This is a genomic window from Polynucleobacter sp. AP-Kaivos-20-H2 (genome assembly GCF_018882215.1).
GTDB lineage: Bacteria > Pseudomonadota > Gammaproteobacteria > Burkholderiales > Burkholderiaceae > Polynucleobacter.
The window spans coordinates 371,991-373,329 of sequence record NZ_JACVOX010000003.1 but is presented as its reverse complement, the minus strand read 5'-3'; the positions used below and the strand labels follow the sequence as shown (position 1 = coordinate 373,329).

The window sequence follows — 1,339 nt, the reverse complement described above, 5'->3', positions numbered from 1 at the left end:
CTAAATTAGCAGCCGCATTGGTTGAGGCACCTAAATTACTACTAGAACCACCATTAGCCAAAGTTGATACTGAGAGTGTTCCACCGGAGATGGTTGTGACTCCAGTGTAGGTATTGGTACCGGATAGCGTTGTAGTCCCTGTCGTGTTTTGGACAAGCGCTACTGTAGAAGTGCCGGTTCCATTGGTAATTGCGCCTGTACTAAAGGTAGTAGCATTTGCGCCTGTTAAGGTGAGTGTGACTGGAGTGCCGGTTACTGTAGGGCCAGTGACATTACCTGTGAAGGTAACTCCAGAGGTATCGGCATTGTTAATGGTACTGCTCGCTAATACGTTAATGGTGCGAGCACTACTAAAGGCAGCGCCAGTAGAGATATTGAGAGTGCCACCATTGAGGTTAATAGCACCTGAAGTGTTTCCTAGGTAAGTGTCAGAGCCTACCGATAATGTACCCGCAGTAATCGTAGTACCACCGGTGTAGGTGTTTGTACCGGAGAGGGTTAAGGTATCTGTTCCAATCTTGGTCAGAGCAAAAGCACCACTGATAATTCCGCTAGCAGTGACATCGCCTGTAGAACTGCCGATTGAAGAGGCGCTACCTAAAGTAATTGCACCAATATAAGTACCACCTGTTGCCGAACTATTAGTGAGTGCTCCACCACTTGAGATACCAGTACCGTTTAGGGTTAAGGCATTTGCATAGGTCATGGTAGTGCCATTCAAATCTAAGACTGCAAGATTTGCAACAGAAACCGTGCCGCCACCCAGAGCAGTGCCATTACCAACCTTTAAAGTACCAGCAGTAATCGTAGTACCACCAGTGTAACTATTACTACCGGATAGCGTTGTAGTCCCTGTCGTGTTTTGGACAAGCGCTACTGTAGAAGTGCCGGTTCCATTGGTAATTGCGCCTGTACTAAAGGTAGTAGCATTTGCGCCTGTTAAGGTGAGTGTGACTGGAGTGCCGGTTACTGTAGGGCCAGTGACATTACCTGTGAAGGTAACTCCAGAGGTATCGGCATTGTTAATGGTACTGCTCGCTAATACGTTAATGGTGCGAGCACTACTAAAGGCAGCGCCAGTAGAGATATTGAGAGTGCCACCATTGAGGTTAATAGCACCTGAAGTGTTTCCTAGGTAAGTGTCAGAGCCTACCGATAATGTACCCGCAGTAATCGTAGTACCACCGGTGTAGGTGTTTGTACCGGAGAGGGTTAAAGCAGAAGTACTACTCGATTCAGTAATACCAGTCACGTTAGAGCCTATTGCTCCGCTAATAGTCGTAGTCCCTGTGCCAGATCCAGAGTTGGTGATCGTGCCGATGTTGTTAATGCTGGTGCC

Annotated in this window: 1 protein-coding gene; it reads right to left on the bottom strand. The window is 47.6% G+C overall.

Annotated elements, in window-relative coordinates; translation table 11 throughout:
• On the bottom strand, positions 1 to 1,339 hold a 1,339-nt coding region (locus ICE89_RS10365), incomplete at both ends, for an autotransporter-associated beta strand repeat-containing protein (RefSeq protein WP_216265821.1).